This window comes from Phormidium tenue FACHB-1052 (assembly GCF_014696675.1).
Classification (GTDB): domain Bacteria; phylum Cyanobacteriota; class Cyanobacteriia; order Phormidesmidales; family Phormidesmidaceae; genus Nodosilinea; species Nodosilinea tenuis_A.
Genome location: NZ_JACJQN010000014.1, coordinates 23211 through 46611 on the forward strand (window position 1 = coordinate 23211; position 23401 = coordinate 46611).

The 23401-nt window shown below is 55.8% G+C and carries 30 protein-coding genes; 8 read left to right on the top strand and 22 right to left on the bottom strand.

All coding sequences use genetic code 11. The annotated features are described in order from the left end of the window. Positions 1-45: 45 nt before the first annotated feature. Together H6G07_RS18210 and H6G07_RS18215 are read right to left on the bottom strand one after the other, a co-directional pair. Entirely contained in the window at positions 46-369 is a 324-nt protein-coding gene (locus tag H6G07_RS18210; protein ID WP_073608028.1) for a phasin family protein, read from the bottom strand. A 203-nt stretch (positions 370-572) separates the two neighbouring features. After that, positions 573-1280 (bottom strand): uracil-DNA glycosylase, encoded by a 708-nt coding sequence (locus tag H6G07_RS18215; protein ID WP_073608029.1) that lies wholly within the window; start codon positions 1278-1280, stop codon positions 573-575. A gap of 147 nt (positions 1281-1427) precedes the next feature. Here H6G07_RS18215 and H6G07_RS18220 point away from each other — a divergent pair, with 147 nt between their 5' ends. The 4 genes from H6G07_RS18220 (at position 1428) to H6G07_RS18235 (ending at position 4901) form a co-directional block, all read left to right on the top strand. After that, complete coding sequence (locus tag H6G07_RS18220) at positions 1428-2306, top strand: S1 RNA-binding domain-containing protein (protein WP_073608030.1); 879 nt, start codon at positions 1428-1430, stop codon at positions 2304-2306. Between the two features lie 5 nt (positions 2307-2311). Continuing rightward, entirely contained in the window at positions 2312-3187 is an 876-nt protein-coding gene (locus H6G07_RS18225) for a Tab2/Atab2 family RNA-binding protein (protein ID WP_073608031.1), read from the top strand. A gap of 100 nt (positions 3188-3287) precedes the next feature. Continuing rightward, positions 3288-4154, top strand: coding sequence for a carbohydrate ABC transporter permease (locus H6G07_RS18230; RefSeq protein ID WP_073608209.1), 867 nt, complete (start codon positions 3288-3290; stop codon positions 4152-4154). 171 nt (positions 4155-4325) lie between these two features. Beyond that, positions 4326-4901 carry an SH3 domain-containing protein gene (locus H6G07_RS18235; protein WP_073608032.1) on the top strand — a complete coding sequence of 192 codons (576 nt, stop codon included), beginning with the start codon at positions 4326-4328 and terminating at the stop codon, positions 4899-4901. A gap of 185 nt (positions 4902-5086) precedes the next feature. Here H6G07_RS18235 and H6G07_RS18240 read toward each other — a convergent pair whose 3' ends face one another. Continuing rightward, positions 5087-5428 carry a hypothetical protein gene (locus tag H6G07_RS18240; protein ID WP_073608033.1) on the bottom strand — a complete coding sequence of 114 codons (342 nt, stop codon included), beginning with the start codon at positions 5426-5428 and terminating at the stop codon, positions 5087-5089. Between the two features lie 410 nt (positions 5429-5838). Here H6G07_RS18240 and H6G07_RS18245 point away from each other — a divergent pair, with 410 nt between their 5' ends. Beyond that, positions 5839-7083, top strand: a complete 1245-nt coding sequence (locus tag H6G07_RS18245) for a glycosyltransferase (protein ID WP_073608034.1) — start codon at positions 5839-5841, stop codon at positions 7081-7083. Positions 7084-7150: 67 nt separating this feature from the next. Here the strand turns inward: H6G07_RS18245 and H6G07_RS18250 are convergent, their stop codons facing one another. Then, the gene (locus tag H6G07_RS18250) at positions 7151-7768 is read right to left on the bottom strand and encodes a hypothetical protein (protein ID WP_073608035.1); all 618 of its coding nucleotides are present in this window, start codon (positions 7766-7768) and stop codon (positions 7151-7153) included. A 295-nt stretch (positions 7769-8063) separates the two neighbouring features. Between H6G07_RS18250 and H6G07_RS18255 the strand changes: the two genes are divergently transcribed. Then, entirely contained in the window at positions 8064-8600 is a 537-nt protein-coding gene (locus H6G07_RS18255; protein WP_139296990.1) for a hypothetical protein, read from the top strand. 223 nt (positions 8601-8823) lie between these two features. Here H6G07_RS18255 and bchB read toward each other — a convergent pair whose 3' ends face one another. The 5 genes from bchB to H6G07_RS18280 form a co-directional block, all read right to left on the bottom strand. Continuing rightward, the gene (gene bchB, locus H6G07_RS18260; protein ID WP_073608037.1) at positions 8824-10362 is read right to left on the bottom strand and encodes a ferredoxin:protochlorophyllide reductase (ATP-dependent) subunit B; all 1539 of its coding nucleotides are present in this window, start codon (positions 10360-10362) and stop codon (positions 8824-8826) included. A gap of 191 nt (positions 10363-10553) precedes the next feature. Further along, positions 10554-10817, bottom strand: a complete 264-nt coding sequence (locus tag H6G07_RS18265; RefSeq protein ID WP_073608038.1) for a hypothetical protein — start codon at positions 10815-10817, stop codon at positions 10554-10556. Continuing rightward, a complete protein-coding gene (locus tag H6G07_RS18270; RefSeq protein WP_073608039.1) occupies positions 10818-11615 on the bottom strand; it encodes an alpha/beta fold hydrolase in 798 nt (265 codons plus the stop codon). Positions 11616-11752: 137 nt separating this feature from the next. Beyond that, positions 11753-12082, bottom strand: coding sequence for a type II toxin-antitoxin system PemK/MazF family toxin (locus H6G07_RS18275; protein WP_073608040.1), 330 nt, complete (start codon positions 12080-12082; stop codon positions 11753-11755). Further along, positions 12070-12330 (bottom strand): AbrB/MazE/SpoVT family DNA-binding domain-containing protein, encoded by a 261-nt coding sequence (locus tag H6G07_RS18280; protein ID WP_073608041.1) that lies wholly within the window; start codon positions 12328-12330, stop codon positions 12070-12072. The genes H6G07_RS18275 and H6G07_RS18280 overlap by 13 nt, the downstream gene beginning before the upstream one ends. Before the next feature lie 323 nt (positions 12331-12653). Between H6G07_RS18280 and H6G07_RS18285 the strand changes: the two genes are divergently transcribed. Next, positions 12654-12935, top strand: a complete 282-nt coding sequence (locus H6G07_RS18285; protein WP_073608042.1) for a YiaA/YiaB family inner membrane protein — start codon at positions 12654-12656, stop codon at positions 12933-12935. Here H6G07_RS18285 and H6G07_RS18290 read toward each other — a convergent pair. The 13 genes from H6G07_RS18290 to H6G07_RS18350 all read right to left on the bottom strand — a co-directional run bounded on the left by H6G07_RS18290 (position 12932) and on the right by H6G07_RS18350 (position 22187). Beyond that, positions 12932-13642, bottom strand: coding sequence for a hypothetical protein (locus tag H6G07_RS18290; RefSeq protein ID WP_073608043.1), 711 nt, complete (start codon positions 13640-13642; stop codon positions 12932-12934). The genes H6G07_RS18285 and H6G07_RS18290 overlap by 4 nt on opposite strands. Before the next feature lie 45 nt (positions 13643-13687). Beyond that, the gene (locus H6G07_RS18295) at positions 13688-14161 is read right to left on the bottom strand and encodes a nucleoside deaminase (RefSeq protein WP_139296991.1); all 474 of its coding nucleotides are present in this window, start codon (positions 14159-14161) and stop codon (positions 13688-13690) included. Between the two features lie 50 nt (positions 14162-14211). Further along, complete coding sequence (locus H6G07_RS18300; protein ID WP_073608044.1) at positions 14212-14460, bottom strand: hypothetical protein; 249 nt, start codon at positions 14458-14460, stop codon at positions 14212-14214. A gap of 24 nt (positions 14461-14484) precedes the next feature. Further along, complete coding sequence (locus H6G07_RS18305) at positions 14485-14988, bottom strand: flavin reductase family protein (RefSeq protein WP_199312223.1); 504 nt, start codon at positions 14986-14988, stop codon at positions 14485-14487. 177 nt (positions 14989-15165) lie between these two features. Continuing rightward, positions 15166-16002 (bottom strand): 4-helix bundle domain-containing protein, encoded by an 837-nt coding sequence (locus H6G07_RS18310; RefSeq protein ID WP_073608045.1) that lies wholly within the window; start codon positions 16000-16002, stop codon positions 15166-15168. Between the two features lie 113 nt (positions 16003-16115). Beyond that, the gene (locus tag H6G07_RS18315) at positions 16116-17120 is read right to left on the bottom strand and encodes a multicopper oxidase domain-containing protein (RefSeq protein ID WP_073608046.1); all 1005 of its coding nucleotides are present in this window, start codon (positions 17118-17120) and stop codon (positions 16116-16118) included. Positions 17121-17194: 74 nt separating this feature from the next. Then, positions 17195-18028, bottom strand: a complete 834-nt coding sequence (locus tag H6G07_RS18320; RefSeq protein ID WP_073608211.1) for a hypothetical protein — start codon at positions 18026-18028, stop codon at positions 17195-17197. A 145-nt stretch (positions 18029-18173) separates the two neighbouring features. Continuing rightward, positions 18174-18380: a HepT-like ribonuclease domain-containing protein gene (locus H6G07_RS27130; protein ID WP_084173041.1), complete on the bottom strand. Its 207-nt coding sequence runs from the start codon at positions 18378-18380 to the stop codon at positions 18174-18176. Positions 18381-18397: 17 nt separating this feature from the next. Continuing rightward, on the bottom strand, positions 18398-18721 hold the full coding sequence (locus H6G07_RS18330; protein WP_073608047.1) for a nucleotidyltransferase family protein: 324 nt from the start codon (positions 18719-18721) through the stop codon (positions 18398-18400). Between the two features lie 150 nt (positions 18722-18871). After that, entirely contained in the window at positions 18872-19978 is a 1107-nt protein-coding gene (locus H6G07_RS18335) for a PD-(D/E)XK nuclease family protein (RefSeq protein WP_073608048.1), read from the bottom strand. A gap of 33 nt (positions 19979-20011) precedes the next feature. Beyond that, positions 20012-20248, bottom strand: coding sequence for a type II toxin-antitoxin system BrnA family antitoxin (brnA, locus tag H6G07_RS18340; RefSeq protein ID WP_073608049.1), 237 nt, complete (start codon positions 20246-20248; stop codon positions 20012-20014). Further along, positions 20238-20498, bottom strand: a complete 261-nt coding sequence (locus tag H6G07_RS27135) for a BrnT family toxin (RefSeq protein WP_073608050.1) — start codon at positions 20496-20498, stop codon at positions 20238-20240. The genes brnA and H6G07_RS27135 overlap by 11 nt, the downstream gene beginning before the upstream one ends. Positions 20499-20597: 99 nt before the next feature. Continuing rightward, positions 20598-22187, bottom strand: coding sequence for a glycoside hydrolase family 57 protein (locus tag H6G07_RS18350; RefSeq protein ID WP_073608051.1), 1590 nt, complete (start codon positions 22185-22187; stop codon positions 20598-20600). A gap of 368 nt (positions 22188-22555) precedes the next feature. Here H6G07_RS18350 and H6G07_RS18355 point away from each other — a divergent pair, with 368 nt between their 5' ends. After that, a complete protein-coding gene (locus tag H6G07_RS18355; protein WP_073608052.1) occupies positions 22556-23311 on the top strand; it encodes a tetratricopeptide repeat protein in 756 nt (251 codons plus the stop codon). The last annotated feature ends 90 nt before the right edge of the window (positions 23312-23401 follow it).

The window sequence follows — 23401 nt, forward strand, 5'->3', positions numbered from 1 at the left end:
GCTATTTTTCGTCTCGTAGCGGCGGCTGGGCTACAGATGACCAGACTATTTCCAGGCGCGGTTTTCTAAATCTCTGACCTGGCGCTCTAGGCGATCGAGCCGTCCGCGCAGCTCGTCCATTTCGGCTTGACGGGGCACGCCCAGGTCTTGCAGCGTATTGCGAAACAGCCGCTGAAACTGCTCTTCAAGCGCGCCATTGCCCTCGTTGAGCTGGGCCATCACCTCGTCCATCAGGGTGCGGGCCTGTTCGGGGTTAAACTTGCCCTCGCGCACCCACTCCTCGCTGACCTGCTTGACCCGCTCAGCGACTAGGGAAGTAGTGCCCACGCCAATCATGAGCAACTGGCGTAAAAGGTTGTTGGTATCCATGAAAATCTCCTTGCTATTTGCGGGGCGCGATCGATGGAGGTATCAGGCGATCATCCAGGAGTTTGACCAGGGCTTAGGGCGTTCAGAGCCATGCCTCAAACCTTAAACCTTTGACCTTAAACCCAATTAGCCCCCTATTCATTCTGTCAAAGATTTTGTTGGCTCTTGGGTAATGAAAGCCGAACTCAACCTGCCGGATGCCCTTAGCTGCCCGACAGTTCATTGACTTTGGCCCGCACCGCCTGAATGTCTTGCCACATTAGCCACTTGGGACTGCCCTTATCGCGTGACGGGTTGCGCAGCAGGTAGGCCGGGTGAAAAATGGGCATACACAGGCGACCTTCCCACTCCATCCACTGGCCGCGCACTTTGCTAATGCCCGACTTCACCCCCAAGAGCGCCTTTAGAGCTGTAGCTCCGGTGAGAAGAATGATTTTAGGATCCACCATACGAATTTGCTCTAGCAGGTAGCCCTTGCAGGCGGCTACCTCCGCTGTGGTGGGCACGCGGTTCTCAGGTGGGCGACACTTGACGATGTTGCAAATGTATACATCGGTCTCGGTGTTAAACCGCACTGATTCAAGAATTTTCTCTAGCAGCTGGCCCGACTTGCCCACAAAGGGCACACCCTGCTCGTCCTCCTGCTGACCGGGGCCTTCGCCAATAATCAGCACCGGAGCGGTGGGGCTGCCCCGACTAACCACTACATTGGTGCGCGTTTCTGACAGGTCGCAGCGTACACAGCCCCGACAGTGGGTGCCCAAAGTCTCTAGGTCAGGGTAAATGCCGGGGGGAATAGGCACCGATCCACTGGTGGGAATGGCATCAAAATCTACGGTGCTGGGGTCTGCGATCGCGCCCTCGGTAGCGCCACTGCCAGCATTAAACAGGCTAAATTGCTCGTCGGCCATCGATTCTTGGGGGCAACATCATCCGCTTGGCCTTTATTGTAAAGGGTCTCGACCTGCCTTGCCTGGCGATTACTCAGCGGTGCCCCAGGTCGGCGTTGTATAGTAGAAAGCTAGTCAAATTATGTTTGTTGTCCAGGAGCCTCAGTCTTGACTTTCTCCGCCGAAGATTTTGCCAAAGCCCTTGAGGCCCACGACTACGACTTTCAGGTGGGCAGCACCGTGCGGGGCACCGTCATTTCCTTTGCTCCCGACGGGGCCACGGTGGATATTGGCGGCAAGTCAGCGGCCTTTTTGCCCATTCGTGAAGCGGCGGTGCGCCCCATCACTTCCTTTGATGGCGTGCTCGAACCGGGCGTTGAATACTCGTTTCAGGTGATTCGCGACCAGGATGCCGATGGTCAGGTGCTGCTATCGATCCGCAAGCTTCAGCTCAAGCAGCTGTGGAATAAGCTAGCCCAGCAGGCCGAAGAAAGTGCCGTCATGGAGGTCAAAGTCACCGGCTTCAACAAGGGCGGCGTGACGGTCGATGTGGAAGGCATGCGGGGGTTTGTGCCGCGATCGCACCTGGGCCGCACCTACGAAAATCTGGAAGATGCGGTGGGTCAGCGCCTCACCGTGGGCTTCTTGGAGGTTAACCCCGCCGCCAACAAGCTGGTGATGTCGGCCCGCATGGCTGCCCGCAGCCAGATGATGAGCACCTTGGCCCTAGGTCAGCTAATCGAAGGCACCGTGGCCAGCCTCAAACCCTTTGGCGCGTTTGTGGAGTTTGACGGCATTAGCGGCCTACTGCACATCAAGCAAATCAGCAAAAACTACGTTGAGTCACTGCCCTCGGTGCTGAAGGTGGGCCAGCCAATCAAGGCGGTGGTGGTCGCCCTCGATCCAGAGAAAAACCGTATTTCCCTCTCGACCAAGGTGCTCGAAAAGTATCCCGGCGAGATCATCAAAGAAGCTGAAGCCGTGTTTGAAGACGCTGAAAACCGCTTAAACGACGTCAGCCGGATGCTGAACGACAGCGAGGCATAAGCGCTATGGGCACCGTATGGGAACTCGACTTTTACTCCCGGCCCGTGCTGGATGAAAATGACAAAAAACTTTGGGAAGTCCTGCTCTGCGAGGGGTTAATAGACACCAAAGCAGAGGCTGACCAGCTCTTTCGCTACAGCAAGTTTTTGCCCAGCAGCGACGTCAATTCTATTGTTCTGAAGGGAGCAATCGAGGAGGCGATCGCCGAGGCCACCAGCCAGGGCATCGCGCCCCCCAGCCGCATTCGGTACTTTCGCTACCAAATGCAAAACATGATTCTGCGAGCCTGTGAAGACGCAGGCATTCCAGCGCGGCCCAGCCGCCGCACGGTGGCGTTGCAGCGGTGGTTGAGCGATCGCAACCAAACCGTGTACCCCCACATGGAAGGCTACACCAACGTCCCATCTCCCTCTGTGGCCGCGCCACCGCCCAGTCCTCAGGCACTGCCCGATGCCCTGCTGGGGCAGCAGTGGGCCTTTGTCACCCTCGAAGCCGCCGCCTTTGCCGATCTGCCCGACTGGGAAATTGGCTTTGGGGAATCCTTTCCCCTGGATATGGCTAACCTGAACCCCAATACGCCCATCCCCGGCCTGCTGATTTTCTCCCCCCGCGCCACCGCCCTTGCTGCCTGGATGTCGGGCCTGGAGCTGGCCTACTGGCGGGTAGAGTCGAGCAAAAAGCCCGAAATCATTCTCGAAACCGGTGCCTCCGACAGCTGGATTTTGGCGGGTTTGCCTGGCCCTAAGCTGCTGGCCGAGGCCCAAGCGTTTGAAGCCGCTAAAGCGAAGTCCAACCAAGTGCACTTCATTGGCATTCAAGACAGCCGCGAGAGCGAATTTTTTGCGGGGTTTTGGCTGCTGCAAGAGCTGCTTTTGGGGTAGTCAAAATGCCCCCCGCCCAGGCGTCTTTTATTAGCCCGATCTCAGAGGCTCCTCAGAATCCTCAGGTTTCAGTCCTCCGATGCTTCAGGCAGGCCTACCCATGCCCAATCGTAAGCAGCAACCCATAGTTCAATCCCTCACCCAGTGGCCTCACTGGCGCAACCTGGGCATTTACGTCCTCCTGCTGGTTATTGCCCTGGTGATGGTGTTTCCGCTGCTGTGGCTGCTCAGCACCTCCCTTAAGGGATCAACAGAGAACCTGCTAGCAAACCCACCCCAACTCCTGCCCCAGCAGCCGACCCTGGCTAACTACCGGCAGGTATGGCAGTCAAACCCCTTTGGCCAATATTTTCTCAACAGCACCGTGGTGGCGGTGCTGACCGTGGCGGCGAACCTGCTGCTGTGCTCGCTGGCGGCCTATCCCCTGGCGCGGCTGTCGTTTTTAGGCCGCGACACCTTGCTGGCACTGATTGTCGCCACCATCATGATTCCGTTTCAGGTGGTGATGATACCGCTGTACATTTTGGCGGTGAATTTGGGGCTGCGGAACACCTACCTGGGGTTGGTGCTGCCCTACCTGGCCTCGGCCTTTGGCATTTTCCTCATGCGCCAGGCGTTTCAGGGCGTGCCTAAGGAGCTTGAAGAAGCCGCACGCATGGACGGCTGCTCTGATCTGGGCATCTGGTGGAATGTGATGCTCCCCGCCACTCGCCCGGCCCTGGTGACGCTGGGAATCTTTGTGTTTATTGGCACCTGGGGCGAGTTTCTCTGGCCGCTAATTTTGCTCGATCGCCCCGAACGCTACACCCTCCCCCTGGGCGTGGCGCGGCTAGCTGGCAGCTTTTCTCTAGACTGGCGGCTGATTGCGGCGGGGTCAATTTTGTCGGTGCTGCCCGCCATTTTGGTGTTTGTGCTGTTGCAGCGCTACATTGTGCCCACCGAGACGGGAAGTGGGGTTAAAGGGTAATGGCTAGCCCCGGCGGCCCACAGCACAGCGTTTTAGTATAAAGAACTACAGCTTTATCGGTTCCTTAGATTCATTGCTTAAAGTAATGCGGGCGAATCATTCAACCTCGCTTCATCAGGCCGCTGCTTCTAGGGCTGCGGCTCCCTTTTGCGCAATGAGACTCGACAAACTATGAAACTTAAAACCCTGGCTGTTGCCTTGCTTTCCACCGCTGCTGCCGTTGGCCTATCTATTTCTGCGGCCTTTGCCCAGGTCGCCGAGGTGAATATCGACAGTCTCAACGTGCGCTCTGGTCCCGGCCTCACCCACGGCATTCGCGGCACCATACCCAGGGGAGCCCAGGCCAAAATTATTCAAACCCAGGGCAACTGGCTCTATATTGTCACCGGCCCAATTGAGGGCTGGGTTTACGCCCCCTACGTCACCATTCTGGATCAGCCTGGGCCAGGGGTTGACTCTCCTGCAACCACTGTCATGGTCTGCAACGGCACCAACCGCATGACGGCCCGCGTGTATCGGCAAAACGGCGAACTCAAGCTGCGGGTGCACGATCGCCTCGACAACCTCACCTGGCTCGACTCCCCTGCCCGCATGGAAACAGCTTCTGGGGCCACGACCTACGTCAATATTCGCGGCGAACAAACGACTCGGGTGTTGCAGAGCCAAAGCTCGCCGACTAACTGCTCAATTCAAACCACTAACCGCCCTATAGAGGCTGGGGTGGTGACCGAAATAGAGCAGCCTTAGCCATCTCTAAACGCCTGCGGCGCTTGAATGGGGATGAAGTTAGATTTGGGACAAAACGGCAGTTCTCTGGGTAGAAGGTTCTATATTCGAACCTTCTACCCAGAGAACTGAGAAAGCAGATCTAGGGGTTTCGCCCCAGCCAAAATCCTAACAAACGGATTGATTTAGGCTGAAAATATGCTGCTTTATTTGCCGCCCGTGACTTTGTTAACTAGGTCTTTGGCGTCGTCAACGAGGCTCTTTTGATCAGGGTTTTCTTGGCGATACTGCTTGAGATTTTCTTCGTAGTTTTTTTGCACACCGTTAGGGTCATCAATGACCTCTACAGCCTCTTCATATGCTTGGTCACGGGGTTCTTCGGTCAGAGCTTGGTCTACGGGTGGGGTCACAGTAGCCTTGCTGTTGGCGGCAAAAGCAGGCTGGGTGGCCAGCGTGAGCCAGCTCATTAGCCCAACTAGGCAAACTAGGGCGATCGCGCGAAAGCGGCGGCTAATAACTTCTTTAGAGAGCGTGATCAGGCGTTGCATAAAGTTTTTAAGATCCTTAGTATAAATGTGAACAAATCCGGTTCTGTAAGGAAGCGGCAGACTAGAGCCGCTGACAACTAAGAACAGATTGAACCGTATAATACGAGACCTAATGCCTGTGCCTCTCTACCCCCAGGCACATTCTACGGGCTGAGTTTTAACGACCTGTAAGACCGGCTGAAGGGTAAAAGGTTTAGAGTTGCAATCCGCTGCTTAACATAGGATTTGGAATTGAAAGAAACCTATGGCACGGTTTTTGCCGAGACACCCCAGTCATTTACGTTGGGGGAGCGACTGCTGTAGGATGGTTGCCTGTGTAAAATTTCGGCTAGGTTCAGGCATTAGCGCTAGGTTCTTAGCGCGCTCTAGAGCTGGGGCTACCGGAATGCTTGGTGTGTTGCGCCGGTGCCATGATTCCCCCATCCCAGTTGCAAAAGCTTGAGTCTTGCCCCAGCGGCCCATTACAGATTGAACCCTTGCCCGCTCTAGGTGGGGATGATGGGGTGGCGCTACAAACCTTAGCCCTGTCTTTAGCCATCCCCACCTATAACGAAGGCCAGAACATTGGCCCCCTGGTGGAACGACTGATCGCCCTCCTCGACAGTGCGATTCCCCAGGACTACGAGCTGATTGTGGTTGACGACAACAGCCCTGACCTTACCTGGAACACAGCGCTGGAGCTACAGGCAACCTACCCCCAGGTGCGAGTGCTGCGGCGGCAGGAGGAGCGCGGCCTCTCTTCGGCAGTGATTCGCGGCTGGCAGATCGCCCGTGGGCGCATTTTGGGCGTGATCGACGCCGATTTGCAGCATCCTCCCGAGGTGCTGCTCGGTTTGTTGGCAGCCATTCAGCAAGGGGCTAACTTGGCGGTGGGCAGTCGCCACGTCGAGGGCGGCGGCGTCAGCGAGTGGAGTCTGGCGCGGCGAGTGCTGTCGCGGGGGGCGCAGACGGTGGGCCTGCTGCTGCTGCCTCGGGTGGTGGGTCGAGTCAGCGACCCGATGAGCGGCTATTTTATGGTGCAGCGGGAGGCGATCGCCGGCCCTCTGCTCAACCCCAAGGGCTACAAAATTTTGCTAGAGGTGCTGGGGCGCGGCACCATCGACACCATCGCCGAGGTGGGCTACGTCTTTCAGGAGCGGCAGGAGGGGGCCAGCAAGGTCACCTGGCGGCAGTACATCGACTACATTCACCACCTACTGCGGCTGCGGCTGGGGGGGCGGCTGTCGCAGCTACACCAGCGTTTCCCCATGCAGCGGTTTGTGCGCTTTGGCGTGGTGGGGCTGAGCGGCGTGGTAGTGGATATGGTGATTCTCTACCTGTTGCACAGCACCCTAGGACTGCCCCTGACCCGCAGCAAAATTGGGGCGGCTGAAGTCGCAATTATCAACAACTTTATTTGGAACGACGCCTGGACCTTTGCCGATGTCAGCATGCTGCAACAGGGTTGGTCGGCCCGGCTCAAGCGGTTTCTCAAGTTCAACCTGGTGTGTCTGGCGGGGCTGGTGCTGAATGTGCTGGTGCTGAATGTGATCTACAACTGGGTGTTTGGCCAGCGCTGGCCCTACCTGGCGAATCTGGTGGCGATCGCGATCGTCACCTTCTGGAATTTCTGGCTCAACCTCAAGCTCAGCTGGCGGGTGACGCAGGTGAAATAAAGGGGTTAAGGTATCAGGTTTCAGTCCGCCCCTTAAACCCTATACCTGAGATCTTGAACCCGCCTTTTTAAAGGCATTCGAGGGTAGCAAAGACCTGATCAGCAGCGGTTTGCGGGGCGTCGCCGTGGGCCAGCACCCACACAAAGCGAGCATCGTTGTTGTGCTCTACAAAGGTCAGCAGACTGGCGGCGTTGTAGGTGTTGGGGCCGTCTTCAAAGCTGCCTGTCTGAATTACGACCGATACGGGTTGGTCGCAGAGGGTGCGCTCTTCAACCCGTTGCTCGGTGAGTTTATAGCTGCCTTGGGTGGTAATGCTGTTTTGAAACTCTTCGACAAAGCTTTGCTGAGCGTCGTTGCCTTTGAGGTAGCTGGGCAACTGGCCCATGGTCAGCAGCACCGACGGTGGCGAGTCGGTATTGGCCACCTGGAGCATCTGCATGCCAAACATGTCCATATTAAAAATAGATTGAGTCTCACCGGGAATGGCGTAGGTAAATAGCTCTTGGCTATCGGCTGAGCCCTGGTCGGGGCCAATGGCAAACCGCATGGTGCGGTTGATAAAAAACGCCAGGGCTAGCCCGGCCAGCACCGTCACGCCGAGGCAACCACCGCAGCCTAGCGCCACCCACTTGGCCGTGTTGCTTCCACCAGAAGGGGTTGGGGGTGCGGGGTCGGCCTGGGTCATTAGTTAACACTATACAAAATGCGGTATTGCCATCATATCGCTCACGTTTTAGGGCGCTGCCGCCGATGATGAATCTTTGCGATCGCGCGATCGCAAAGATGATCCCACCTTCGCCTTATCAAGTTTGAGGGCGAAGGGCTGAGCGGGCGATAAGGCAGCCTAGTCTGCGGAGGTTTTTGGAGTAAAAAAGCCCTAACTTGGCTAAAAATGTACCTTTAGCAACTTAAAAAACCTACCGCAAGAGTGTTTATAATGCTCAATGCTGAAAAATGCCCTTTCGACAGGTAATTTTGCTATGGTTTCTCGTCTAATCGGTGCTAAATCGTCGGCCTCTACCTGGGGTCGCCTAGGTGCAGCGGCAGCACTCTGCCTCGTCGGTGCCGTAGGCTGCACCACCCCCGTAGAAGTCATGGATCCCTACGAAGAAGCTCCTGCTACCGAGGAGCCCACGACTGAGGAGCCTGGAGCCACAATTGATGTATTTTTCGGCGATGTCGAGAGCCCAGAGGGCGGCATGGTGAAACAGCTTCGGCTGCCCGGCCCCGAAATCGGGGTGATGGTGGCCTGCGACCAAGAAGGCTTTGTGCCGTTCGCCTACAGCGATATGGGTATGGATTGGGTCGGTTGCCAAGTGCCTAACCCCGGCGACGCCGTCGGCCCCGAGTCGGCGCTGACCGAACCTGAGCTATCCGATGTACCTAGCCCCGTTGGCGGCACCGTCTCTATGGTGACCATCCCCGGCCCCCAGAGCGCTGTTTCCGTGCTCTGCGAAACCGGCACTCCCTTTGTCTACGAAGATCAGGGCACTTGGATCGGCTGCCAGGGCAGCTAGGGGTAAAGGGTAGGGAGTGGGGGGTAAGGCATTTTAGGCGTTGCTGAATTGAGGTATGAATCTGCAAAAGCAACAGTTGCTGCATCGGCCCCCCAACCCCCCAAGTTTGGGGGACTTTGAAGTCGTCCGGTTCCCCCCAGAATTGGGGGGCTAGGGGGGCAAATCATACTGCTGATCAGCAACGCGGCATTTTACTCCCTACCCCTTACTCCCTACTCCCTTCTTATGCTCCTACCGCTTCTTTCGCGGCGTAGAGCACCTCGGCGGTGATGCTAGCCACGCCCTGCTCACGGGCGAACTTCTCAGTGTTGCGCTTCACCTTGCCGCGCACGAAGCCGGGGATCTTTTGCAGCTCGGCCAGGCCGTCGGCGCTCCAGCCCAGACCCGCTTCGACGGCGGCATCGGCGCTCATGGTCTTGGTGAGAATTTCCTTGGTATCGTGGCCGCCAAAGAACTCCAGCAGGTGGTCTTCCATACCCAGGGTGAAGGAGTTGTAGACCAGGTCAACAATCTGGTTGGCTCCTTCGTAGCCCATGAATGGCCGATAGCCCACGGGGAAGTTTTGAATGTGGATAGGTGCGGCAATCACGCCGCAGGGGATGTCGAGCCGCTTGCCCACATGGCGCTCCATCTGGGTGCCAAAGATGGCGGCGGGTTCGAGCTGGGCGATGCGATCGCCAATTTCCCCATTATCCTCACTGACCAAAATCTCGTCGCAGTACTCACCCACCTCAGCGGCAAACCACTCGGCGTCGTACTTGCAGTAGGTGCCCGCCAGCACCACGTGGATGCCCATCTCGCGGGCGAGAATTTTGACCATGGCAGCGGCGTGGGTGCTGTCGCCAAACACCACAGCCTTTTTGCCGGTCAGGTTCTGACAGTCGATCGATCGCGAGAACCAGGCCGCCTGCGACACAAACCGGGTCTGCTCGTCGATGAAGGCGTCGTAGTTGACCTCGGCCCCCTGCTCGTTCAGCACCGTTTGAATGGCGCGAATGCAGCGGGCGGTCTCGACAATGCCCATGGGGGTGATATCCACGTAGGGCATGCCCAGCTCTTCTTTGAGATACTCCGCCGTCAGCGGCCCCACTTCACGGTAGGGCACCAGGTTAAACCAGGCCCGGCCCATATCTTTGATTTGAGTAACCAGCGCCCCCTCAGGCATCACCAGGTTCACCTCAATACCGAGCTGGGCCATCAGGGTACGCAGCTCACGGCAGTCGTGATTATTGTGGAAGCCTAGGGTGGTCATGCCAATGATATTCACCGAAGGCTTCTCGGTTTTACCCTCGGGCAGGGTGCCCTGCTTGCGGGCTTTGGCAATGTAAAACTGCACGATCTGCTGGAGGGTGCGATCGGCGGCCTGCAGCTCGTTGACCCGGTAGTGGTTGACATCGGCCAGCAGCACATCGCTTGCTGAATCGAGACTGGCGCGCTGCACAAAGTTGGCCAGATCCTCTTGCAGAATGCTGGAGGTGCAGGTGGGGGTGAGCACGATTAAATCGGGCTGCTCTTCTTTGTCTTTGCGGACGATATTATCGACCACCTTTTCTTGGGAGCCGCGCGCGAGGACGTTGCGATCGACAATGCTAGCGGTGACGGGGGTAAAGTCGCGCTCCCGCTCTAGCATCGATCGCATGACGTTGAAATAGTCATCCCCCAGCGGCGCGTGCATAATCGCGTGCACGTTCTTGAACGAGCTCGCAATGCGCAGGGTGCCAATGTGCGCCGGGCCGGCATACATCCAGTAGGCCAGTTTCATCGGGTGAGTCTCCTTGGTGGCGGTGGTCAGCGTGAGTTTGCCGAAACACCCTGAGCCGCGCAGCCCTGGTAGACCCAACGGTTTTGATTGTCGCGAAGATGTAGCTCTGGTGGGGGCCTCTGAGAGAATTCTTTACCTGAACCGCCAGAGACAGCCCTACAGACTACAGCCCGTCAACGCTTAGCTACGGGTTAGCGATCGCCCAACAGTCTGCCCTCACAAAAGGTGAGTTCTTGGCAACAGACCGTTGATTGCAGTAGTTCGGCCACTTGCACCGCAGGACTAGGCTCCAAGCCCGGATAATCTGTTTGCAGATAGTCAATCACCGCGTCGGCTGGCCAAGGCCCCAGCGAAGTTTTGTAGTCCGAAAATTCTGCCTGAATCTCTTGCCAAGACCCATACTGCTTTTTGGATAACAGCATTTTGGTCTCGGTGTAAATAAGGTGAAGTTCCATCTACAGAACCGCTTCTAGGGCTTGGGAAAAGGCCTCAGGGGCATCGAGCATGAGCCAGTGGCTGGTATTGGGAATGGTCGTCGTTGGCAGCATTGGCCGCAGCACGTGCAGGCTGAGGGGCATCGCATTAGATGCAGCCACAATGGCGTGGGCTTGAGCACCGGGTGAAGCCAGATAGCGATCGAGGGCGGCTGCGGCTTCAAAGGTGAACAACTCACGCCCGGTACCGACTAAGGCTGCCTTTGGGGTGTGATTTAGACGCGCCAAGATGTTGGTCTGGGTTTCAGGGGTGCCGCCGGTCAGAGCATTGCGAAAGGATTGTTCCAGTACCGATCGCCAGTCCTCCCCGACCATGGCCTGCTGCATCGGCGCAATCTCTGCCCCATAGACCTCCGGGGGGCATTGAGTAGAGTCAATCGGCGGATCCACCAAGATCAGCTTGGCAATGCGGCAAGGTTGAGCGGCGGCGGCAGCAAGGGCAACGCAGCTACCGTAGCTGTGGCCAACTAGGAGAATGCTTTCTAGCTGCAAGGCATCCAGCACCACAAACAAGGCATTCGCGCAGGCGGCGGGGGAATAGTCATCGTCGGTTGGCGGGGTAGACGCGCCGTGACCGGGTAGAGAGATCGCGATCGCCGTTCTCTGCTGAGCCGTCTGCTCTAACTGTGGTCGCCACAGGTCAGCGGCGCAGGCCATACCGTGGATAAACACCGCTGGCAGGGCCGAAGTCTCTGTAGCAGCGTCAGCCACCAGCACCTCAATACTGCCGGTAGTAGTGGCGATGGGGATGGAACGCATCTCTCATTCCTCGTCTAGGACAGGTGAAGTCTTGGGTTAAAACAACCCGAAATGCCACGATTCCAGCCTATCGAGATTTTTTCATTTTTCGCTCTTCTATTTTCGTTCTTCAGCCCGTGCGCAGGTTTGCTCTGGCGCTATTCAGCAAACATTTCGGCCAGGGTTTCCAGCAGCATTCTCTGTTCACTGGGGCTGATTTGACCCAGGCGTTTAACCAACCGGGCTTTATCGACGGTGCGAATTTGGTCTAAAACAATCTGGCCGTTTTTGCCCTCAAAGCGGCAGGCAATGCGGGTAGGGTAGAGCTTGCCCTTAGTCGTCATCGGAGCCACGATCGCAGTGGTAATGTAGCGATTCATCTCGTCGGGCGAGATCACCACGCAGGGTCGTGTTTTTTTAATTTCGTTGCCAACAGTGGGGTCGAGGTTGACGAGAAAAACGTCGAAGCGGTTGACTACCATTCCCATTCAGCGTCGTCCCAGTCGGTGGGGTTGAGGTCGTCGAGTAGAGTGTCGTCATGACTGTCTGCCATGGCAGCAAAGGCGGTGTCCCAACCGGCTCGCTGGCGAGGGGCGGTGCGAATGACGAGGTGATCGCCCTCAACCTCAACCTCTACGTCTGCGTTCAGGCCGCTCTGCTCTAGCAGCAGCTTGGGAATACGAATGCCCTGGGAATTGCCAATTTTGACAATGCGAGTTCGAATGGCGGTGCCCATAGACCTGTGTGCCCAGACGTTAAGTAATTACATTGTAGATACGCTCACAAGGGGCGTCAAGGGGATGATCCATTACAAACATTCATCAGGTTAGGACAGGTTCGACGTAGGGGCATAGCACTGCAATGCCCCTACCGTAGGATTCCGCTTGGCAAAGTGGTCTAACTCAATCAACTGCTGCAATAGTCATGGGCGGCTCTCGATATCGCTGCACCCTAGGGCATTTCAAAAAGTGTCTCCACCGTAGATGCCGTAGAGGAAGACTCGCCTAGGGTTGACGTAGTTATTCACATCGTTCATTCACACCGTTAAGGAGTCAGCCGATGAATTCTGTGCAGCCGCCATCGAGCCACAGTCAAGCCTGGGTCGTGCAAACCTGGCTAGCCTTTTTGCTGTCGGTGGGCAGCCTATCGCTGGGCATCTTTTGCCTGCCGGTGGACGCTTGGGTAAAAGGCTACATGGGCATGGGCACCCTGTTTGCCCTGGGGTCTACCGCCAGTCTCTCTAAAACGGTGCGCGACCTGCACGAAGCCAGGCAGGTCACTGCCCGCATTGACGAAGCCAAGGTTGAAAAACTGTTAGCTGAACATCACCCGCTGCGTTAGGGCGATCGCTCGTTGCAGGCGGCAAAGTAAAACCCTAGCAAAACCTCCCTAGAGTGCCACCGCTTAAACGACACTGAGCGAATAAACGCAATGTAGGACAGCGCCAAGGCCCCAAAAAACAACGCCACCTGCTCCAAGGATATTGCCCCAACGCGGAGAATATTGACTAAAAACACTCCGCCTAGGATTAGCAGCCCGAATGAGATGTTGCGATACATGATGTGGGTAGCCTGGTACAAATCTGCGGTAACCAGGGAGGGTCTATTGTTCTCTTTGAGATACGAGCAGACCCTCGAATAGAGGTGGTTCATCGTTTTTGGCATGCCAACTTTGTCGTGCAGCAACAGCAGTAAGCGGCTCTCAAAATCGAGGGTTTTGGGGTCAACATCTTTAGCTATTCCTTGCAGCCACTCGCCCCTGTTTAAGAGAATTTCGGTGGGGAAGTAATGCAGGTCGCGATCGAACACATTACAGAGAGCCAAAAAAAACTTCCAGGTCACGCTCTGCGCCAAGCCACCGAGCAGGTAGCTAACAAACGCCAAGGCAATCACCACCTGGAGTGAGACACTGGCTTGAATTAAACCAGCAAAATCTTGCACGTTAATTGCTGGGTTATAGAGCAAGAAGATCGCCAGTACGAGGGGCACCCCCCCAAGAATGGCGGCAAAAAACTCGTACGGCCCCAGCGCAAACTTGAATAGATCCATAACCTTAGAATGGCTAAATCAACGCCAAATCAACAGCAGACGAGTCTAAAAGAATCCTTCAAAGGCCTTCAGTGCCTCATCTTCGAGCACAGGGCCAACCACTTTAACCGGTCGCTTGCCGTGCTTGAGCACCTCGCGGCTGGCTAGCGGTAGCTGAAAGGGAGACTCACCCTGGATGCTGTAGAGGCGATCGCTGCTCAAGGCATATACCAGCCGCCCCACCCCACTCCAAAAGATTGCCCCGGCGCACATAGGGCAGGGTTCGGTGCTGGCGTAGAGGGTGCAGTCTTTGAGGGTGTCTGGGCTGAGGTTTTTATCCATTTGCCGCAGCAGTACGGTTTCGGCGTGGCCGGTGCAGTCGCGCTCGGTGATTTGGTTGTTTTCGGCTTCGGCCAGCACCTGGCCTGAGGCATCGGCCAGCACGGCACCAAAGGGGCGGTTGCCGGCCTCGCGGGCGCTATGGGAGAGGGCGATCGCCCGCCGCACATGGCCTAAATCTTGCTCACTCACATCGCTCATTCGCCACACTCCAATTGATTGCTCACCCAATCATGCCACTAGAGTTGGGGCTACTTAGGAAAGCCGTTGGGAATCTCAAAGCGATCGCCCGTGCGGCAGTATTCATAGCCCGCCATCCGCCCGATCGCCCCCACTTTATCCACATCAATCCGGTTGTTCTCGCCCAGCACGTCGTCGCGCACAAACAGGTGCACCACCTGGCCAATCACGGCGTTGCTGAATTGAGGAATGAATTTGCAAAAGCAACAGTTGCTGCATCGGCCCCCCAACCCCCCAATTTTGGGGGACTTTGAAGTCATCTGGTTCCCCCCAGAATTGGGGGGCTAGGGGGGCAAATCATACTGCTGATCAGCAACGCCGCCAATCACAATGTGAAACTCGCCCACCGGCACAATTTGCAGGGTGCGGCACTCAAAGGCCACGGGCGACTCGGCCACGCGGGGCGGCTGAATCACCCGGCTGGGAGCGGGGGAGAGATTCACATAGTCAAATTCCGACTCGCCGTAGGGCAGCGGCTCGGCGCATTCTGCCACCTGGTGAGCGTAGGACTCAACCGCCAGGTTGATCACGTATTCCCCAGTGCCGCCCTCGTTGGCAGGGCGCACGTTGCGCAGGGTGTCTTTTTCGCTGCCGTCGGGCTTGAGGCTGATGCTAAACATCAGCGCTAGGGGTTTGTGGCCCGCCGCGTTGAAGTAGGAGAAGGGTGCCAGGTTGGCCACGCCCTCGGGAGAAAGGCTGGAGACAAAGGCAATTGGTCGAGGCACAACGCTGCCGATCAACAGCTTATAGCGAGTCGAGGGGTCGAGAAGCTCAGGGTCAATTTCCATGGGGGTCGGGGTGCAACAAAGGCAGTCGCAGGCATTTTGCCACGTTTCGCCCGCTGCGACTGAGCCCTCCGTAGCTAACCCCGACATACCCACCATGAATTTGGCTGTCCTAGCCAAACAATCCCATCGCTACCAATGGCCGCTGTACGTTGCTGTCAGTGACCTGGCGATCGCCGCTTACGAACCGCGCTGTTCAACCTGCAAGACCAGGATATGGACATCAGCGGGCTCTTTGACCAGCGTTTCTGGAGGAGTTACCGTCGGCCAAACCGTCTTTAACTCTTGCAAACTTTTGGCGATCGCCGCATGGTCTTCGGCGCGGGTCTGCTCCATCTCTTGAGCAATGGTTTGATATAGCTGGTCAGAATACAAAACAAACCCGCGCGAGTCTTGATACTCAACCGCTTCCACAATTTTGCCATCCACCACGGCGGCTTCATACTCTTCAGCGGCGGTTTTGAGGACGTGGCTGATGACTTCTAGCACAAAGTCAGGGGATTGGCGCTGGTCGGCGGGCAAGGCCGCGATCGCTCCATCAATCGCAGCGATCGATTCGTCAAACTCGGTTTTGAGCTGAGGGCTCTCGGGGGCAGACTTAGTTAGGTCAAGCAGCTCATTGAGCTGGTCTTTGAAGGGCGTGACATTGCGCTCGGCGAGTTGAGCCTCGACACCACCATAGAGTTCTTCAACCGGGTGGCCAATGTGGGGTTCAGCCTCTGCATAGCTCCCGGCGGCGATCAATTCTTCTGCCACCATCAGGTGGCCTTTCATCAGCGCCAGGGTGGTCATGTAGTCGGCGTCGGGATTGCTGGTGGCTCCAGCTTCGCCACCTTCACCACCTTCGCCGCCCTCGCCACCTTCACCGCCTTCGCCGCCCCCATGGGCCATATCTGCCGTGGGAGCGGTATCGGCACCGACTTCACCACCTTCGGAGGCTGGCCCGCCACAGGCCCCTACCGCCGCCGCTAAACCAACCGCTAGAAACAGCTCTACAGGCTTGAGTTGCTTTGCCATATCAGTATCAATTGAGAATAAATTGCATTTAATCTTGTGTCTATGAGCCTAGGACTATATGAGATCGCATGTCAATAAGCTCCAAGGCGATCGCGACGAGGCAGGCGACAAACCTAGGCTGGCAACACATCAAATAGCCCCATGCAGCCGTGCTCTGCGATCGCATCCTGATGCGGGTGAAACATATATTGGCCGGGATAGGGGTAGGCAAACTCTAGGATGTGGCGCTCAGCAGTGCCCATGGTGATCACGTCAGAATCGCCGGTTGAGGTGAGGGTGCGCCCCGTCGGAAAAATCTGAAACAGGTTGGCATGAATGTGGAAGGTCACCGCTACGTCAAACTCAATCATGTTGAGCAGATACAGCCGCACCCGCTGGTTTTGGTAAATGGGAATCGGATGATCGCGGTAGTAGTTGGGAATGCCGTTAAAGGCATACAGCTCGTTGTGCCCATCGTTATTGATGTCAAAGCCGCCCATCACCAGCACCATCTCGTCGGCAGGTGGACGGCCCTCGGGCGGATCCACAATAAACAGACCATAGAGCCCCTTGCTAATGTGACGCGTCACCGGGGCGACGTGGCAATGGTAGGGATGCACGCCAAACGGCCCGGCCTCAAACTCATACACCATCGTCTGACCATGGCGAATTGGCTGAACCCCATCCATCTCGGCGGGGTGAATGCCGTGGAAGTGCAGACTGTGGGAATGCCCGTCCTGGTTGTGGAAAATAATCCTCACCCGCTCCCCGGCTTTAGCTCGCAAGGTGGGGCCTGGCACTCTGCCGTTGAGGTTCCAGCTCATGAAGGTAATGGCACTGTTGAGCTGGAGGGGTGAGCTGTTGGCCGTCACCTCAAACTCACGCACGGTGCGACCGTTGTCTGACTTGAGGGTGCCGTAGTCAAAGTCGCGCAGCAGGGCCATGGGGTCAAAGCTGTTGTCGGTCGGCGGCCCATAGCCCTCAGGCAGCGGGGGAATGCGCGCGGCCTGCGATTGCCCCACCCAGGCCGACCCGACTACTGCCGCCGTCGCAACTGCCCCGATGCCCCCAGCCCCCCAGCCCAAAAATTGACGCCGTGACCAGGCCGTCGGAAATTTTGCCAAGGGTTGTTTAGCCATGCCAAAGAAAAAACCATCTTCTTGAGAATAGTTCTTAATGGCCCGAATTGTTAGCTCTCTAGGCTTTGAGACCTCTAGCGGCAGTAGTCATTAACCGGCTGCGCGGCTTGGATTGTGATCGGTGACCACTGACGAATGACAAACTCGCTTAAGCCCACATGGTCTGGACGGGCTGGGTCAAGGGTTGCCCAGTCGGCGCGATCGCCCCAATCATAGGTATAGCCTAGCTGAGTCCAGGGGTAGGGCAGAGCGCCAGGAGGTTCCGCGCCATTGATTGCGATCGGCTGTCCCTGGTATTGATAGCGCTGATCATACTGGGCATAGAACCAGTGCAGATAGCTACTCGGCACCGAGGCAAATTCGTTGGCGGTGCGAAAGGTCAGCTCGGCCTCATGGTCGGTAATCTCAGGATCGGGGCTGGGGCGAAAGAGAAACTGTGGCTCGACCCAGACCTCAACCACCCGACGATTGGCCGATTGGACAGCGGGTTCTGGTGGCAAGCCGAGCACCTGGCCCAGGCGGGCCGCTAAGGAAATCTCCGGCGTTGGGGTGTAGGCTTTACAAAAGTTCTGCAAGTCTGGAACCGCTGTGACCCAGACATCGCGGGTTACAATCAGCCGACTCCCCACATTTTGGGTGTAGCCCACCCAGTCGGCCCAAGTCGCCATTAAAACGCTGCCATGGTCATCCCAGGTGAGGGCGCTGTTGTAGCGGGTAATGGCGGTCAGGTCTCTAAAGACTTCGCTGGGTTCTGGCGTTCTGGCATCTTCGACGGCATTCCAATAGGCCGGTGGTGGTGCGATCGCCCCTGATTGAGCCTGCACCGGGCTTGCGATCGCACCACCAATCTCAGCCAGTCCCAGCACAATGGCTCCAATGCTGAAGCGTAGCGTTTGCCTAGAGTTCATGACCATGCCATGCCACAGAGTTGTATTGCGTTTAGAGTGCCCAGATGTGGCGATCGCAGAAAGCATAAGCGCTATAGGTTGGATCGAGCACTAGCGCAACCTAAAAGCGTTAAGCCCAGTGTTGGTCATACTTCGTTTTACCAAACTACCCATCTAAGTCTTGAATCATTTGGCGGACTGTTGAAATCAATTGAGGTATGTCATCTCTCCAAATATCATAGATTTGCTGTTCATCTACCTCAAAAGAAACATGAGCCAGAATATTTCTCAAACCCATATTTTCTTGCAAAGGAATCTGAGGATAAGCCGCTAGCAGGCCTCCCTTTGTTTTTTGATTGATTTGCTTAACGATCTAGTAGTAGACCGTCATCAGACATAGATGGCTTCTCTGTCTAAACGTGCCTTAAAGCGAGGATTCATGTTCTCATGGTAGCGGATAACGTCTACGGGGAGGTTTATAAGCTCAATGAGGTCTAGCCTCAGTCGAGACGTCAGTAATAAGTTGGGGTAGTCCGTCTTGAACACAACATCCACATCGCTGTCAGGGCTGGCTTTTCCACGGGCGTAGGAGCCAAAATAGCCCAAAGCAGTTAGCTGAAAGCTTTCTCCCCGTTGCTCTTTAAACTCTCGCAAAAGCTTTTGCAGTTGCGCTGGGGAGATTGCCAGTTGGCTTTCTGTTTTCAAAATGGCCATGGCGTTACGTAGTTTAATTAGCCTGACTCTAGTAATTTTAGCGTGTGTGCTTTTCGAATAAACAACGTTGTAAGTTAGGTAGAGCGCTAGCAGAATCCAATATGGATAAATCTAGTGTTGGGTTACACCTCGTTTCACCCAAATTACTTACTACGGGCATTCTTTAAGAATCAAAGCGAGTAGTCCTTTAATCTCAGCGTCTACCAACACAGGGTCAGAATCATAGGGGAAGTGACTGCCATAGCGAAAGTGCCCTTGTAAACTTGGATGAGGAGAGACTTCAATCTGTTTCGCTTGCAACCATTGACTCAGTTGGGTATCGAAACCATCATACCCTTGGGTTTTAGGCACGCCCTTGAAAAAATTATCATCCTTAATACGAATATCCCAACCATCTATGCTTAAATCCGCTACGATACCAATACCATAACCATGCGAAACAGGAATCCAATATCCAACAGCTTCTCTAAGCGATTTATCTCGAAGGCCGCTGCTATAAAACCAGAGCTTAACTGTATCTGATTCTTTCTCTCTCATTAATTCTGCCAAAGTACCTGCCTTTTTCTTCATTTCTTTCTGCAAACTTGTTACTTTTTGCAGCAAAGAGATAGTGTCTTCCTCATGGGATCTTAGGAACGTCAGAAATTCTTGATTCATTACTCTTGCATCGTATAAGTTCTGAGTGGTTTGAATGAAGTCCAAAAGAAAGATTAAATATCGATTATCTGCATTGATAATTTGAGATCCAATTCGATTAAGAATCTCTTGGCAAAAAGATTTATACAAGACCGGCTTGAAATTCCCTATGTTAGCTCCTGGGGGAACATCAAAGAGCGTCAACAGAATCAATACAATCGGTCGCTGGCTAGCAGCTTTATTTGCGTGCTCCTCGTAGTCTATAAAGGGATTAATTGCAGCATGAAAAATCTTGTTCTCGATGACGATTACAGCATCTGGATAGGCATCAATCAGTAGATCGATTCTTTTGCCCGAAGACGTAATAACCTCTCGCGATACGAAAACAACCTGCGGATTGCTGATTGTGACAGGGGTTGCTACCAGAGAAAGTAATGCTTCTAGAAGCAGCGCGCCTAAGCCATGCTCAGCATTTGGGTTGAAATAAAAGTCGAGCACATTGCTGGCAACATTTTCCAGGTGAGGATATGACGTAATCTCCATGAATGTTGGAGAACGCTTCTCATGGAAGGCTATCCGGCGAAAACGAGCTAAGGCTTCTGACAAGCTCTCATAATTCATAGGGATGAGGAAAACTATTTTCTAGAAGTTACCTTAAGCGCCCGTAACAGAATTTGCGTCTAACCGTTCTGCTAGCCACAGTTTAATAATGGCTTCGCGTTGAATCCCTAACCGCTGGGCTTCCTTATCCAAAGCGGCTACCATCCACTGTGGAAAAGTGACCTCAATTGCTTGGGGTTCTAGTCCAGGTCGTCTTGAGGTAGAGAGGTCAAAGTACTCCAGCACGTCTTCACCGTCATCGAATTTGCGATCTAGGTCTTTAGCATTCATACAGCGATACCTCATTGTCGCGGGAGCGGCGTACAGAAATAATGCGGATGTTCATACCTCGGTAGGTGATGATCGCAGACCAGTATTTTCCCTTAATCTTACCAATTACTAAGAAGCGCGGTTCTACTGCCGATATAGCCTGTAGCTCTATCCGATACTGATCGTGCCAGAGCAGCTTGGCTGTCTCAAAATCAATGCCGTGTTTCGCTAAGTTGCTTTGGCTTTTATTGGGGTCATACTCAAACTGCACTACAAAGCCTGTTTAGAGATATTCCGAAAACTTTTTCATACGGGATCCTGCCAAAAAACAGATCCCAGGGTTTTCAAAAACTCTGGGATCTTAAACTCGCTATAGCGGTCGGTAGACGCGGTAGTTGATGTTGGGGAAGATGTTGTCTACTACCTCGATCTTCTCTAGCCAGCCGGAGTCGATTTTTTCGCGCAGAATGTCATCCCACAGCTTTTGGAAACGCATTAGGTGTGACCTAGTGCGCCGCACCGCATAGGGCACCATCGTCCCCGTCCGCATAATGAAAGCCCAGTCAGACGATTGCGCCAGCAGCAGTTCGCGCGCGGCCTGGTTGAGGGCGCGCCACTCTAGCTCGTCGGCGGGTTCGCGCTTGGCCAGGTCGATCATGCGCTCGGCGGCCTTGTGCAGGTGGGGGTAGATCCAGGAGTTGGTTTCGTTCAGCCAGTATTCGTGGAAGCCTTTGTAGCCCCAGCTCGACTGGGAGGGGCGGCAGACCTGCTGGGTGGGGTGGCCCTGGAGGTAGTCGGCCAGGTGGGTCATTTCGTAGGTGTTTTGGTCAAACCAGCTCTTGCGGAACAGGTAGTCGAGGAACCAGGGGCCTTCATACCACCAGTGGCCAAACAGCTCGGCATCGTAGGGCGACACAATGATCGGCGGGCGCTGCATCAGGCCGTGGAGGTGGCCGATCTGCTGCTCACGGTTGTACATAAAGTTGGCGGCGTGCTCAGCGGCTTTTTCTTTGGCCCAGTAGGGATCGTAGAGCTGCTTGTCGGAGAGGCCCAGGCCCTTGCCGGTAATTTTGTGATATTTGATGCCCACATTCTTGCGCTGGCCGTTGGGCATGATGTAGGGCTTGATGTATTCGTATTCGGCATCCCAGCCCAGGTCGCGGTAAAACTCGCGGTACTCAGGCGCACCAGGGTAGCCCACCTGGGACGACCACACCTGCTGCGACGACTCATGATCGCGGCCAAAGGCAGCCACACCACTCTCGGTAAAGATGGGGGCGTAGCTGCCAAACCGAGGCCGGGGCCGAGCGTAGAGAATGCCGTGGCCATCGGTGAGGAAGTAGCGCAGACCGGCGTCGGCGACCATGCGCTCGAGACCTTCGTAGTAGGCGCACTCGGGCAGCCAAATGCCTTTGGGGGGCTGACCGAAGGTGTCTTCGTAATGTTCAGCGGCCACCTGAATTTGCGCCCACACCGCTTCGGGATACATCTTCATCAGCGGTAGGTAGCCGTGGGTGGCCCCGCAGGTGATGATGTCGAGGTTGTTGCTGTCTTGGTACTGCTTAAAGGCGGTGACCAGGTCGCCGCTGTAGCTCTCCCACACGTTGCGGACGTGGTTGAACTCTTTAGCGTAGGTTTCTGCTAAGTATTGCAGGTGACCGTTGTGGACGTGGCGCTCGACCTCTAGCTCGGTGAGTTCTTCGAGCATGGCCAGGTGGGCATCGAAACGCTCTTGCAGCAGCGGGTCGCGCAGCATGGAGACCAACGGCGGGGTCATGCTCATGGTGAGCTTGAAGTCGATGCCGTCGCGTTTGAGCCCCTCAAACATGGTGAGCAGGGGCACGTAGGTCTCGATAATCGCCTCGTAGAGCCACTCTTCCTCCAAGACGTAGTCACTCTCGGGGTGTCGCACGTAGGGCAAATGGGCGTGGAGTACAAGCGCGAGATATCCAGTAGCCATAGGGTGCCGTTGAGGGAAGTGAACTAAGAGCCGAGCTGTGGGGAGGGTAACCGCCGTGACCAAATTCTAGAGCAAAAGGTAAACGCTAACGGCTGTCTGGGCTGCATCCACCATCGGGGGCTGCTTGGGAGGGTTGTTTATAGGCGATCGCAGAGTCGGCACTGGTATGCCATGAAACGGTGACTCTAAAAAGTTCAGGGAGAACTCTTTCGGGGGAAAGGCTAAGCGTCAGGGTCGGGAGGGGAGGAGTAAGGGGGTGAAGGAGGTGAGGAGGATGGGGGAGCGGTTTGGGGCGGGAGCCTATAAAGTAGTAGCCCGAGCCTCTCAATGAATTTGGCGAACAAGAGCAATCCGGCAGACGCAAGCTTATGGGAAAAGTCTTTGGTTGGGTATTCTGCACGGCTTTAGCCCTGGTGGGCTGCCAGCGGGAGGCGGCGGTGCCGTGGCAGGCTACGACGCTTTCGACTGAGGCGATGGAGAATCTGGCGTTGCCACCGTTTTTGGTGGATGCTCAGGCGGCGGCTCGCTACCGGCAGGAGGGGCTAACTTTTCGGCAGCAGGGAGATCTGGAGCGGGCGATCGCTACCCTCAAGATCGCCGCCGCTCTCGACCCCCGCAACCCCGAAGGCCAGGTCTTGCTGGGCTGGACTCAGCACCTCGCCGGGTTCGAGGCCCCTGCGATCGCGGCGCTGCAAACCGCCCTAAGCTACAGCCCAGAGCATGTGCCCGCCCTCAACGCCCTGGGCATTGTGTATCTGGTGAATGGGCAGCTAGAGGCGGCAGTGGAGACCCACACCCGCGCCGCCGAGCTTGAGCCTAGCAACGAAATTGCTCACTATAACCTCAGCCTGGCCTACCAGCGGTTGAAGCAGGGGGAGCAGGCGATCGCATCTGCCCAGACCGTCACCGAGCTAGAGCCAGGCAACCCCCACCCCTGGGTGGCGCTGGCGCTGGCCCATTGGTCAGCCGGGAATACGACTGAGGCAACGGCAAACTATCGCCAGGCCCTAGGCTTAGACAGCCGCTACACCAGCCGTGACTATCTCGACCACCTCGAACAAGCCGGGTTCAGCCAAGAGCAGATTGAGGCGACGGAGGAAATTCGCCAGACAGTGGGGCCGTAGGGGTTTCAGGGTATAAGGTGTAGGGTTTAAGGAGTGTCTTGTACCTCGAACCCTACACCCTCCGCCCTTAGATAGGGATGTGCCCAGCCA